This is a genomic window from Marinicella meishanensis, from assembly GCF_019931145.1.
GTDB classification, from domain to species: domain Bacteria; phylum Pseudomonadota; class Gammaproteobacteria; order Xanthomonadales; family Marinicellaceae; genus Marinicella; species Marinicella meishanensis.
Genome location: NZ_JAIOUV010000004.1, coordinates 145,546 through 158,475, shown reverse-complemented (window position 1 = coordinate 158,475; position 12,930 = coordinate 145,546). Strand labels below are relative to the sequence as shown.

Here is a 12,930-nt window from a genome sequence, read left to right as displayed (position 1 = left end):
CTTATGATAAGTTGAATCGCGGCAAAAGCAACACCCACCCGCCAAATAAATGGTGAAATTAAGGGGGTGGCGGTGGTTCTTCCATGCCATCTGTGAAAATCAAATCAGGTAAGCTGGCAACCACAAAGTCATCGACACTCCATAAGAACTCAAAATTGCCGGTCCATGAAAAACGCATGAACACCCCTGATTGCCCTGCGGCCACAGCGCTGACATCAAAAGAGCTGAATGTGGGGTTATAGGACCACCTGACATTGGGCGGATCTGGCGTGCCCAGGGTCAAGTTCGGGTAAGGCGCATAAGTGGTCCAATTGTTGCCGCCATCGTTACTCACTTGGAACACGGCGTTATTAGCGGGCACCACGGTGTACGCCCCAATAAATCCTTGAAATTCAACGTGGACACTGGATGCACCACTCAAATTAAAAGGTCCAGCCGTTAAGGTGCTGACATGATTTTGCGGTAAATTGCCATAAATGTCTGAATCCAGTGTCATGAATCCATTGTTTGCTGAGCTTGAAGCAAATGGCCCTTGTTGATTCAATCCGTCATCCCACAGAGGTGGGCAACCATTGCTTTGCCCTGTAGTCGGATCGGCGCAGTAGGTCCAGAAGGCATTTTGTCCAGACAAGTCGTCTGTTATCCAGCCAAATGGAATGGCACCACCTGAAAAGTCTTCTTGGTAATAAATTTCTCTGCTTTCGCTGACCCCAATGATGCCGGCCAGCACCATGGCTGAATACAGCTTGCTGTGTTTACACATACCCTTTCTCCTGTGTTGTTCTGTTGATTATAACAAAAATTCCAACACAGCATTCGCCGTGATGAGTGGGTGGGCGTATGGGTGAGACTGACTCAATTCATGATTGATTTCAACGAGGTGCTGAATTTTGTTCGTGTGCCAGGTTTTTGGCCACCGTTTCCGGTGAAGTGGTGTTGCGGGCCAACACACTGTAAGCCATCGGCACCACAAACAAAGTGAACACGGTGGCGCCGATCAAGCCGAACAAGATCACCGTACTGATCACCACCCGGGTTTCGGCCCCGGCGCCACTGGCCGACCCCACACCAAGCATCGGTTGATTCAGTTTTTCATGTTTTTTAGTTCATTGACAAAAAGCACACCATAGGTCTTCTGTGGGAGATTGTCAGTGAATGATCAGGCCAGATTTTGATGGTTTTTTTTGAACACCACGTTCGAAAAAATCAAACCACACAATAATTTCCGCTTTTGCTATACTGATGACGTTTGAAACAAGTGGGATCCTATGACGACAACAGTGGGCTTTGTGAAAGAGCAAAGAGATGACGAGTCCAGGGTGGCTTTGGTGCCAGAAACGGTGGCCAAAATACTGGACCTGGGCTGGCAAGTCCTGTTTGAACCGGGCGCCGGTGAAGCGGCGGGTTTTCCTGACGATGCCTACCCTGAAATGTGCCAAAAGGCCAAAAGCCGCACCGATGTGCTCAATGCCGCTGATGTGCTGGTTGGTGTGGATGCGCTGAGCGCGGCTGACATGGATGAGTTGAAACATGATGCGGTGGTCATAGGCATGGTCTCACCCTATGCCGATCAAGACCGTTTTGATGCCGCCGCTGGCAAAGGCATCACCGTTTTTTCCATGGAGTTGATTCCCCGCACCACCCGGGCACAGGCCATGGATGTGTTGTCTTCACAAGCTTCGGTGGCTGGCTACAAGGCCGTGCTGTTGGCGGCCTCAGAGGCGCCGCGATTTTTTCCCATGTTGACCACCGCCGCGGGCACCATCCGCCCGGCCTCGGTGTTGGTGATCGGTGCCGGGGTGGCTGGCTTGCAAGCGATGGCCACGGCCCGCCGGCTGGGGGCCAATGTCACCGGTTATGACGTACGACCCGAAACCGTTGAACAAGTCAAATCACTGGGCGCCAAGTTCTTGGACTTGGGGGTCGAAGCCGTGGGTGAAGGCGGTTATGCCCGGGCCTTGACTGACGAAGAAAAACAAACCCAGCAACAAAACCTGGCCAAACACCTCACCGAAGTGGATGTGTTGATCACCACCGCCGCGGTGCCAGGCCGACCGGCACCACGCATCATCACTGCGGCCATGGTTGATGACATGAAAGCCGGCAGCGTGATCGTGGATTTGGGCGCCGAAGGTGGCGGCAACTGCGAACCCACCGAAGCCGGGGTCACCAAAGTGGTCAACAATGTCAAAGTCATTGGCCCGAAAAACTTATCGGCCACCGTGCCCTTGCATGCCAGTGAAATGTATTCGCGCAATGTGTGGAATTTATTGGCCTTGATGAACAATGAAGGGGCCTTTCATTTGAATTGGGAAGACGACATTTTGGCCGGTTGCGCGGTGACCAAAGACGGCGCCGTGGTGCACCCAGCCGTGAAACCACAACCAGCGGGAGAACAATCATGATTGACGGTTTTATTGCTTTGTATATATTTGCCCTGGCAGCGATTCTGGGCTTTGAGATCATCCGCAAAGTACCGGTGATCTTGCACACCCCATTGATGTCAGGATCCAACTTCATCCACGGCATCGTGCTGGTGGGTGCCATGATTGCCTTGGGCCATGCCGACACCACTTTGGAAAAGGTGTTTGGTTTCATTGCGGTGTTCCTCGGTGCGGGTAATGCCGCCGGTGGCTATGTGGTCACCGAACGCATGCTGGAAATGTTCAAACCCCGCCAGAAAAAGCAGGATGACGATGGAGCAGGCTCATGATGGAAACCATACAAGCCTACCTGCCGTCACTGATCAAAGCCTCCTATTTCTTGGCGGCCATCTTGTTCATCACCGGTCTGCGGCGCATGAGTGCGCCCGGCACCGCCCGCGGCGGCATCGTCTGGGCTGGCTGGGGCATGTTGATTGCCACCGTGGCCACCTTCTTGTTGCCGGACATGCACAACATGGTGTTGATCATCGCGGCATTGGTCTCGTCCACCGTGCTGGCTTGGGTCAGCGGCAAGAAAGTGGCGATGACCGACATGCCGCAAATGGTGGCCCTGTACAACGGCATGGGCGGTGGCTCTGCGGCCTTCATCGGTGCCATGGCCTTGTTCAATGCGGTCGATCACCTCGGCGGCTGTACTGCGGGCACCATCGTCGACACCGCCACCGCCCATGATTGCCTTTCAGGGGTGAGCATGGTGTTCGCCATTGCCGGCGTATTCATTGGCGCCATTGCCCTCAGTGGTTCGCTGATCGCCTTTGGCAAATTACAAGGCTGGATTGACAAACGCTACGTGTTCCCCGGCCAACACTTCTTCAATGGCCTGGTGGCTTTGGGCACCATTGGTTTGGGGGTCTATCTGACCCAAGACCTGAACGCCAATTACATTTGGTTTTTCTTTGGCCTGTCCTTGTTGTTGGGCATCTTGATGACCCTGCCGATCGGTGGCGCCGACATGCCGGTGGTGATTTCGCTGTACAACGCGTTCACCGGTTTGGCCGTGTCCTTCGAAGGTTTCGTGCTGCAAAACGAGGCGATGATCATCGCCGGCATGCTGGTGGGTGCCGCCGGCACCTTGTTGACCCAGGAAATGGCCAAAGCCATGAACCGCTCACTGGCCTCGGTGTTGTTCGGTTCCATGGGCGGTTCAGGTGGCAAGGCCATTGAAGGTGAAATGAAAGAAATCCAGGCGCAGGATGCCGCCATTCAAATGGCTTATGCCGACCGGGTGATCGTGATCCCAGGTTATGGCATGGCCGTGGCCCAAGCGCAGCACAAACTGTGGGAAATGACCGAGATGTTGTTGGACAAAGGCGTCGATGTGAAATTCGCCATCCACCCGGTGGCTGGTCGCATGCCAGGGCACATGAACGTGCTGTTGGCCGAAGCCGGTGTGCCCTATGACCTGATCGAAGACATGGAAGACATCAATGGCCAATTCGCCCAAACCGATGTGGCGCTGGTGATCGGGGCCAATGACGTGGTGAATCCGGTGGCCAAAACCGACCCGGAAAGCCCGATCTATGGCATGCCGATTCTGAATGTCGATGAAGCGAAGAACTCCATCGTCATCAAACGCGGCAAAGGCACCGGTTTTGCCGGCATCCAAAACGCCCTGTTCTTCGCCGACCACAACAAAATGCTCTATGGCGATGCGCAAGAGGCGATCGCCAAGTTGATTCAGGGCTTGAAGGCGCTGTGATTTAATCACTTTGATGCAAAAAGAATGTCCCGACAATTGAGGCATTCTTTTTGCACACCCAATGATGATCCATGCGAACGAATTTGGCCCCATCGGTTTGACCATTAACAGTGCAAAATCATTTTATTTGATTTAATATGTTGATCGATGTCCGCAACGAGGGCAGGGCTTTGATGGCAATGATTGAGCTTTTACCATGAGGCCACAACCAAAAAAAAGGAATTTAACCCCCCATGAAATTGACTGCAAAAACCAACCACCTCAATCCCACTTTCATCACCAAGCTAGCGCTGTGTTGGCTTTTGCTGTTGCCGCCATGGATACAACCCGTCTTGGCCAACCAATTATTTGAGGGCACTTTGTTACCCAGTGGCGTTGGGATGTCAGGTCGGGACAGTCGCTTTGGCCATGACGTGGCATTGGATGGCAACCGCCTGTTGGTGGGGGCCAAAGACACTGCAGACACCGGTGTGGCTTATGTTTTTGAGAACAGTGGCGTGACATGGGAAAAAACCGAGACTTTGGTGCCAGCTGGGGGCAGTCCGAATGACCAGTTTGGCGCGTCGGTGGCTTTGTGGGGTGATTGGGCATTGATTGGTGCCCCCAAATTCAGTGGTGAAGCCTTGGGCAGCGGTGCGGCCATGCTGTACCGCAAACAGGGCAATCGTTGGTTGTTACACCAACAGTTGTTGGCGCCAGAACCAGCGGAGTTGGGTGATTTCGGTTGTGCCATCCATTTGCAAGAAAACATGTTGTTGGTGGCGGCCTGCCAACAACAAGCGGTTTATGTGTATCTGAATCAGGGTGGTCAATGGCAACACAGCCAAACCCTCAATCAACAAGGACAAAATGATTTGATGTCGTATGGTCACAGCTTGGGTGTGTCTGCGGGTCAGTTGATGGTGTCAGCCCTGGGTCCGAATTGGCGTGGATCGGTGGATGTGTTTCAATTGAATGGATCAACATGGGACGCATCGGGCACCATTGAGTCAAGTAACCCAGTTGATTACGACACTTTTGGTGTCAACCTCAGCTTGTCAGAAAACTGGGCCATGTGGCAATCCCATGGTTTCAGCATGACCACAGTTGAAGTGTATCGCTTTGATGGTCAGTCTTGGGTGCACCATCAAAGCTTGGTTCCAGACGACAACATCCATGACTTTGGCTTTGGGGCTTTTGTGCTGGTGAGGGATGATGAAGCCTTTGTTGGCACTTGTGAGAAGGTTGTCAATGGCATCAATAGGCGGGCCACTTGTCGATATCGGTTGATCAACAACCAGTGGCAGCTGGTTGAGAAACTGATCGCCGAAAACAGCCCAGCGACTGAATACTTTGGTGGGCGCATGGCGGCCAATGATGACCATTGGCTGATGGGTGTGACCGACGCCGATGACGAAGGACAAAATGCCGGCGCTGCTTATGTGTTTGAATCTTTCGGTGATGATTGGGTACAACCACAAAAGCTGACTGGAGGGCAAGGTTCGCCCCGGGCGTCTGCGGGCAGCAGCTTGGCCTTGTATGGAGACCGCATTTTGTTTGGGGCGCCTTACCAGGATCATGGCGACAAATTTGGGGTAGGCTCGGCCTATGTGTACCGCTATGATGGCAGTCGGTGGTGGCCTGAACAGAAACTGCTTTCCAATGATGCGGCTGACCAGGATCAATTTGGCACCGCGGTCTTGTTGCAAGATGACTGGCTCATGGTTGGCGCACCACTGCAAGATCAAGCCCCCCATTACGAAGCCGGTTCAATCTATTGGTTCGCCAAGCAAGGGAATCAATGGCAACAGTCCAGACGCATTCAAGCGCCCGATCCATCCCAATACAAAGGTTTTGGGCGTTCCCTGGCACTGGGTCATGGCAAGCTGTTTGTGGGCGCTGCTGGGGATAACGAGGCCGGCGTTGGAGCGGGAGCTGTGTATCTTTTGGAAATGCAACAAGGCTTGTGGCGACACAGCCAAAAAATTACCCCACCCAGGGATGCCGATTACCAAGGATTTGGATGGCAACTGATCACGGCCGGAGACTGGTTGTTTGTGACGGCTCGGTATGATGGTTTGACCGATGATTCGGTGGGAGCGGTGCATGTGTACCACCAGGACAATTTGACCACACCGCTGCAAACCTTGTTACCCAGCCATCCAGGCGGATTGTCGTTTGGGAGCGGTATTGGGGCCATTGATTCTGAGGTCTTCATTGGTTTGTACCTCGATGCAGCCATTGACTCAAGATATGCGGTTGAAGTGTTCCAGTTCGATGGCCAGCAATGGACATTCCATCAACGTTTGGATCCCGACCTGGGGACAACGGGTTTCCCAAGGTTTGGGCAGGGCATCAGTGTGCATCAGGATTACGCATTGATTGGTGCTCCCCGGGCCGTGGTTGCGGGCACGGAAACGGGCCTGGCGCGTTTGTATCGAAAGCAGGGTGCGTACTGGTCAGAAGCCATGGCCCTGACCCCCACCAATGGCACTGCCGGCGATGGTTTTGCCGGTGAGGTGTTGTTATCCGCCGATAAAATGGTGGTGGCTGCAACCGGTGATGATTTCAGGGGATACAACGCTGGCGCGGTGCGGGTTTATCGTCACGACTTGATCCGCCAGGACGGCTTTGACAACTGATCACGTCACATCAAATCAAATTCGATGCGGAACACATGTTGGCCGTTGACATATAAATAGTTCAGCTCGGCGTGGTTGTCATGGCACAGTTGGCGGCAGATGTGCAGGCCCAGGCCGGTGCCGCGGTTGTGGGTGGTGAAGAAGGGTTCGAACAGGTTTTCGCGTTTTTTGTCGTCAAAGGGTTCGCCGTTGTTGCGGAATTCCAAGGTGCCGTCGCGCAGGATCATTTGCATTTGGTTGTCGTTACCGTGCTTGATGGCATTGGATGCCAGGTTCCATACCACCTGTTTGAAGTGATCGGGATCGAAATCCACCGCGATGCCGCGTGAGGCAATGATTTGCACCTGATGTGGCTCGGCCATGCCGTGGTCCATCAATTGCAATTTGGCCAAATCCAGGTAGTCGGCAATGTAGATGGTTTCCGGTTCGGCGGTTTTGCGCTTGGACATGTCCAGGATGTCCTCGATGATGTTGTTGGCCCGTTGGGTTTGGTTGACGATGATTTCACAAATTTGCTTGTCCTGGTCTTTCAAATCGGGCGATTCAGTCAACAATTCAGCAGCGGTGTTGATGGCCGCCAATGGGTTGCGGATTTCATGCGCAATGGAGCTGGACATTTTACCCAGAGAGGCCAGATTCAATTGTTGCGCAGCTTTCTTCAAAAAGCTGGAGTCTTCGATGAACAACACCCCAAAATTTTTCTCATTGGTGACCGAAGCCTTGCGCAGGTACAGGTCTTTGCCATTGGGCGCATGATACACCGCACCGTCTTTGTTGCTGGCCAAGTGTTCGGTGATTTCATCGGGGAAAAAAATGATGTCCTCCAGGCCCAGCAGGTCTTTGGCCGCTTGGTTGGCATGCAAAATCACTTGATCTTGTTGGTAAATTACCACTCCATTGGTCAATTTTTCAATGATCACCTGATTCATGTGCTCCAGGCCACTGATGGTTTGGCGCTGGTTTTTGTACAGTTGTAGGGTGCTGGTGTAGGAGATCGATTGGCGGATACCCAGCAAGGCGATGACATAGTAGCCCAAAGCATGCAACAAGCGGCTGGAATTGGTCACCGATTCCATTTGGCTGAAGTCCATCATCACTGGCATCCACCACAACAGGATCACCGCGGTGGTTGGGGCCAGCATGATCGACCAGGCGTTGCGGAACAAAATGGCTGCCGAACCAATGGCCAGTACCGGAATCACCGCCAGGCCCTGGGAAAAGCCATAGGTGGCATAAGCCAGATAAATCAACACAAACAAATCAAGGAATAAAACCAGTTTGCTGACTTGAATGACCCAGGCTTGGCGACTGAGGTAAGTGATCAACATCAACACCAGGGACAACACCAGGTAGGCGTTGACAAAGGCTTCGGTCCAATTATGGAAATCGGTGGCCGGGTAAAAATTGGCCATCCAGGCATTGTTCAACAGCATGAAGAAAAACAAGCTGGCAAACAAGCGGAACAGGTTCAGGTAGCGGAGGTTCTTTTGCTCCAGCTGCAGCAGTTTTTCCTGGTCGTCATTGCGGATCATGGGTCAGGTATCAGTGCATCAATCGGACACTTGTGCATAGCTCAACACACTGCTTTTGATTTGCTTGCTCCAGTATTGTTCACCGTTGGCGCCCATGATGTCGATCCTGAGGCTGCGATCGGTGCGGGGGCCGGTGAAGGTGAACTTGCAGTAGTTGTGGTGGTTGACCAAAGAACCCGGCACCAGGCGGGGGTTGTCCAAATCACCACCGGACTTAGATGAGTGGGTGCCGGCGGTCAGCGGTGAACAGGTCATTTCATATAAGGGGTAAGCGCCGGGTCGATCGGCCCGCAACATCTCACTGTGGTGCTTGTCGCCAGATAAAAACATCACCCCGGGGATTTTTTGCTCATCCAACCAAGCCAGGAAAGGATCGCGTTCGTGGCGGTATTTGTCCCAGCCTTCAAAGGCGTGGTGATCATTCAACATTTGGCCACCACCCACGATGATTTTAAACGGCGCATAGGAGGCAAGCAGGCTGTTTTTCAGCCAGTCCAATTGGGCTTGGCCGTAATAGATTTTATCCGGACCATCGATCATGTTTTCATGGGATTTGTGGTAGCGGTTGTCCAATAAAAAGAAATCGATGTCGTTGTGACTGACCCGGGTGAACACACCTTTTTCTTCCGGCATGCCATAACTGGGATTGGCCCAATAATTTTTGAAGATTTCCAAGGCCTGGTCTTTGAAGATGAATTCACGACCAGAATTGTTGGGTCCGAAATCATGGTCATCCCAAGTCGCGTAATTGGCGAATTTGTGATACAGCGGTTGCAGGAATGGTTGCTTGCGGTCATACATCACCCGGTACAACAAGCTGTTGGCATTGTCGTAATCGACTTCATGGTAATACCAATTGTCACCGATCCACAACATCACTTCGGCATCCTCAGTGGCCATCTGGCCAAACATCGCTTCATGCCCGCTGCCATAGGGGGTGCCGGGGCGGTCATACACGGTTTCATTGACGAAATTACAAGAGCCGGCCAACACCGAAAAATCAGGTGGATCAAAGCGCCATTGCCACAGGGTTTGGGTGGTGAATTGATAGGGCTGCTGGCGGCGCACTTTTTTGCCATTCACGGTCAAGCGGTATTGGTAAGTGGTGTCGGGTTCCAGGCGGGTCAAGTGAAAGGTGTGGGTGTTGCCCATGGCGGCATTGACTTGGGCGCTCAGGCTTTGTTTGGCGCGGGGCTGATCCGCTGGCCAATACGTGATGGACACGGTGCCTGGGTGCTCAGACTGGACCCAAACATTGGCGCCCCTGAGAGACACATGGCCCAGCATGGGGCCGGCCACAATGGACTTGGCCAGGGTGAATTGAGGGAGGATCAGTAAGCCAAAAAACAGCCAATTCTTCATGTCGATATATTACACATTTTAACGGAATCTTCACAAAACACTTTTACCATGCGCCTTCATGTGAGAAAATACGAAGTGGATTTTTTCAGAGAGACTTAAATTGCGCGTTATTTACATCAAACGTTCGTTTTAATGGTGTGTCTGCGTCTATGCAAGTCATTATGTTTATTTAAATAGGTTTTTGCAATGAGAAATATGAAACAAGTGAAGTGGATGGTCGCGGTGTTGTTACTCGCCGTGCTGCCATGGGGTGTGTCATTGGCTCAGGAAACAGCGTCATCGATCAACGGTACCATTGTTGACTCAGAAGGCAGTGTGTTGTCTGGCGCCACCGTAATCGTGACGCACGAGCCGACTGGTCAAGTCAAAACATTGACCACCAATGAATCAGGCCGTTATTCTGCGCGCGGATTGCGCGTTGGCGGCCCATACAACATCGAAGTGCGCGCCAGTGGTTACTCAGATTCTGAAGAAGGCAACATCTTCATCAAACTGGGTGAAGACCGCACCATCGACGCCATTCTGGTGGCCGATGCCGTTGACTTGGGTAACGTGACTGCGGTCGGAGTGGCGCCTCAATCAGCCACCTTTAACCCAGACAACATGGGTGCCGGCACCAGCGTTTCTCAAGAGCAGATCACCAACTTACCTACCGTTGATCGCAACATCCAAGATTACGTGCGTTTGGATTCTCGAGTCAACATCCGTAGTTTTGGTGATGGCATCTCGGTTTCTGGTGTGAACAGCCGCTTCAACAACATCTCGATTGATGGTGTGGGCATTGGCGACCCATTTGGTTTAGAAGCTGCTGGAACTCCAGGCATCTCTCAACCCTTCTCACTGGACACCATCCAAGAATTGAACGTGCAGTTGTCACCATACGACGTGACCCTGTCTAACTTCACCGGCGCCAACATCAACGCGATCACCAAATCAGGTACCAATGAATTTTCTGGTCGGGTGGCGTTTTATTACTCCAATGATGACTTGCAACGTGATGATGCGGATTTCACCCGTGAAGTGTATTCTTTGAGCGCTGGTGGCCCGATCATCAAAGACCGTTTGTTTTTCTTCGTGTCATATGAAAAAGAAGAGCAAACCCGTTTGAACAACACCTCGGGTGTTGACACCGCTTTGGCCCAACAAGTTGCTGACATCGCGGCTAATGTCTACGGTGTTGACGTCGGTGGTTTCAATGCCCCGTCTGACCTGGTCACCGAAGAAGAGTCGATCGTGGTTAAATTGGATTGGAACATCAACGATTACCACCGGGCTTCTTTCAAGTACCAAAACAACGAAGATGCCCAACCCATTTTTCCTAACTATGGTGGTGGTGAAATTTCGTTGAGTTCTCATTGGTATACCAATAATTGGGAGAATAAATCATACAACTTGAACTTGTATTCTGACTGGACGGCCAACTTCTCGACCGAGTTGCGCATTTCCAATTCAGAATTTGACAAAATCCCTGATTTGAATTCATTGCTGCCTTCAGTTGAAGTGCAAGTGGGTGGGGGTCAGTCGGTGTGGTTCGGTACCGAAGAGTTCCGTCACGCCAATGAGTTGAACGTGGTGACCGACAACATCTACCTGGAAGGTAACTACTTCTTGGGTGACCACAACCTGACTTTTGGTGTGGACTGGCGCGAGCAAGACATCCGCAATCTGTTCATCTCCCAAGCTTTGGGTTTGTACGAGTTTGACAGCATCGAAGATTTTGCCAATGGCATTCACTCTCGTTATGAGTACAACCGCGGTACCAACGTGCCTCGCCCTGAAGCCAATTGGTCTTGGGAAAACCTGGGTTTGTTCATTCAAGACAACTGGACGGTTAATGACCGCTTGACCTTGCAATACGGTTTGCGCTTTGACAAACCAGATGCCGGCAGCAAGCCGCGTTTGAATCAAGATTTTGTTGACGCTTACGGCTTTGCCAACAACAGCACCGTCAGCGAAGGCACCATCCAACCCCGTTTGGGTTTCAACTACGACATGTCTGACGAGCGTTACATGCAATTGCGTGGTGGTGTCGGTGTGTTCACTGGTGGTACCCCGAATGTGTGGCTGTCTAACTCATTCACCAACACTGGTGGTGATTTGACTTTCTACAGTTCCAATGGCATCGAAGACGGCATGCTGTTCACCTTGGATCCCAACAACCAACCAATTTTGGAAGGTTCTTCCAGACAAAATGTGGACGTGTTGGATCCTGATTTCGTGATCCCCACCGTGTTGAAATCCAACATCGCCGTGGACGCCGAGTTGCCTTGGTACGGTTTGATCGGTTCGGTTGAATTGGAATACATCAAAGCGCAAGACGCCATTGATTACCAACACCTGAATCTGGGTGACCCCACAGGCACCTTGCCTGATGGTCGCTTGTCTTATTACGAAGATCCATTGAATTTTTCAGGCAGACGTGCCAATGCCAACCCTGACTTCAATGACGTGATCTACCTGACCAACACCTCCAAAGGTGACACCAAACGGGCCACCGTGAGTTTGGAATTGCCGCAAACCGAGCACTGGTATGCCAAAGCGTCGTACACCTTCACCGATGCCACCGAAGCCTCGGCCGGTACTTCTTCGCGAGCCATATCTAACTGGAACAACACCCCGGCCTTCAATCCCAACCAAGCCATGGCTGCCACCTCGGCCTATGAGGTTGAAAACGCGTTTGTGTTCACCACCACATACCAAAACATGTTCTTTGGTGACAACTACACCACCATCGGTCTGGTGTGGATCTCTCAAGACGGTGAGCCATTCTCATACACCTACAGCAATGACGTGAATGGTGACGGCATTCGTGACAACGATCTGGTATACGTGCCCATGCCTGATGAGTATGTGCTGTCTGATCCCAGCGAGCAAGCTGAGTTCGAAGCCTTCTTGCGCTCTTCTGGATTGGCCCAGTACCGTGGCCGTGTGGCACCTCGCAACGCCTTCAAAGCCCCGCGCATCAACACCGTGGACTTGAACGTGTCACAAGAGCTGCCCGCATGGGGTCCGGTTCGCGCCACCTTGTTCTTCAACGTCAAGAACTTGGGTAACTTGCTGGACAGCGACTGGGGTCAAATCCTGACCGCTGGTTTCGACGGCGATGACGTGTACCGTTTGAACTCACTGGAAGACGGTGTGTATGAATTGGATTGGAATGGTCCAACCCGCTTCAGCACCAACCGCTTTGCTTCACAGTGGCGTGCACAAGTTGGTTTCCGTTTGGATTGGTAAACCAGCAAGACATCATGTCTTAAAACCAAGGGTGGCTT

At 52.2% G+C, this 12,930-nt stretch carries 9 protein-coding genes; 5 read left to right on the top strand and 4 right to left on the bottom strand.

Annotated features, from left to right (window positions below; translation table 11 throughout):
• Positions 1-58 precede the first annotated feature (58 nt).
• A complete protein-coding gene (locus K7G70_RS07860) occupies positions 59-763 on the bottom strand; it encodes a hypothetical protein (RefSeq protein WP_223788070.1) in 705 nt (234 codons plus the stop codon).
• Positions 764-872: 109 nt separating this feature from the next.
• Positions 873-1,076, bottom strand: coding sequence for a hypothetical protein (locus tag K7G70_RS07855; RefSeq protein ID WP_431310020.1), 204 nt, complete (start codon positions 1,074-1,076; stop codon positions 873-875).
• A 192-nt stretch (positions 1,077-1,268) separates the two neighbouring features.
• Here K7G70_RS07855 and K7G70_RS07850 point away from each other — a divergent pair, with 192 nt between their 5' ends.
• The 4 genes from K7G70_RS07850 (at position 1,269) to K7G70_RS07835 (ending at position 6,764) form a co-directional block, all read left to right on the top strand.
• Positions 1,269-2,405 carry a Re/Si-specific NAD(P)(+) transhydrogenase subunit alpha gene (locus K7G70_RS07850; protein WP_223788069.1) on the top strand — a complete coding sequence of 379 codons (1,137 nt, stop codon included), beginning with the start codon at positions 1,269-1,271 and terminating at the stop codon, positions 2,403-2,405.
• Positions 2,402-2,713 carry an NAD(P) transhydrogenase subunit alpha part 2 gene (locus K7G70_RS07845; RefSeq protein WP_223788068.1) on the top strand — a complete coding sequence of 104 codons (312 nt, stop codon included), beginning with the start codon at positions 2,402-2,404 and terminating at the stop codon, positions 2,711-2,713. The genes K7G70_RS07850 and K7G70_RS07845 overlap by 4 nt, the downstream gene beginning before the upstream one ends.
• On the top strand, positions 2,710-4,143 hold the full coding sequence (locus K7G70_RS07840; RefSeq protein ID WP_223788067.1) for an NAD(P)(+) transhydrogenase (Re/Si-specific) subunit beta: 1,434 nt from the start codon (positions 2,710-2,712) through the stop codon (positions 4,141-4,143). Before K7G70_RS07845 ends, K7G70_RS07840 begins: the two co-directional genes overlap by 4 nt.
• Positions 4,144-4,376: 233 nt before the next feature.
• Positions 4,377-6,764 (top strand): FG-GAP repeat protein, encoded by a 2,388-nt coding sequence (locus K7G70_RS07835; protein WP_223788066.1) that lies wholly within the window; start codon positions 4,377-4,379, stop codon positions 6,762-6,764.
• A 5-nt stretch (positions 6,765-6,769) separates the two neighbouring features.
• Here the strand turns inward: K7G70_RS07835 and K7G70_RS07830 are convergent, their stop codons facing one another.
• Together K7G70_RS07830 and K7G70_RS07825 are read right to left on the bottom strand one after the other, a co-directional pair.
• Positions 6,770-8,296: a sensor histidine kinase gene (locus tag K7G70_RS07830; protein ID WP_223788065.1), complete on the bottom strand. Its 1,527-nt coding sequence runs from the start codon at positions 8,294-8,296 to the stop codon at positions 6,770-6,772.
• Between the two features lie 18 nt (positions 8,297-8,314).
• Entirely contained in the window at positions 8,315-9,658 is a 1,344-nt protein-coding gene (locus tag K7G70_RS07825) for an alkaline phosphatase D family protein (RefSeq protein ID WP_223788064.1), read from the bottom strand.
• A gap of 195 nt (positions 9,659-9,853) precedes the next feature.
• Here K7G70_RS07825 and K7G70_RS07820 point away from each other — a divergent pair, with 195 nt between their 5' ends.
• The gene (locus K7G70_RS07820; RefSeq protein WP_223788063.1) at positions 9,854-12,892 is read left to right on the top strand and encodes a TonB-dependent receptor; all 3,039 of its coding nucleotides are present in this window, start codon (positions 9,854-9,856) and stop codon (positions 12,890-12,892) included.
• Positions 12,893-12,930 lie beyond the last annotated feature (38 nt).